Source organism: Dellaglioa sp. CoH-56-MRSF-14 (genome assembly GCF_056782115.1).
In genome coordinates this window covers 1-341 of record NZ_JBXAYB010000052.1, presented here as the reverse complement: position 1 = coordinate 341, position 341 = coordinate 1, and the positions used below count along the sequence as shown (strand labels likewise).

Sequence of the window (341 nt, the reverse complement as noted above, 5' to 3'; positions counted from 1 at the left end):
ATCCGGTAGACAAAGAGTGGACGCCGCGTCTCGACAACGAGAAAAAGGTGGAAAACCAAAACGAGTTTGCGGAAATCATCAAGACGCGTGCCGCAGTCCGCACCTTTCCCAACGCAATCGAGGCAAATCGCTGGATCATTCAGAACGTGACGGGTGTGCAACAGCCTCTCGTGGCTCAGGGCACGCAGCAGATTTGGCAATCCCAGCAAGCTGAGCCACAATTTCAACGCCCGCAGTAAATAGCAGTTTTTAGTACTGGAGAGAGTATGACCATTGACGAAAGTGCCGTTGCCCGATTTCACGAGTTGCGTGCTCAAGTCGATAAAGCCCGAAACCGGTAC

1 protein-coding gene is annotated in these 341 nt (G+C 52.5%); it reads left to right on the top strand.

The window, feature by feature from the left end; all coding sequences use genetic code 11:
* Nucleotides 1–239: hypothetical protein (locus AC1RPX_RS07820; RefSeq protein WP_481763332.1), on the top strand; the 239-nt coding region annotated here is incomplete at its 5' end.
* Between the last annotated feature and the right edge of the window lie 102 nt (nt 240–341).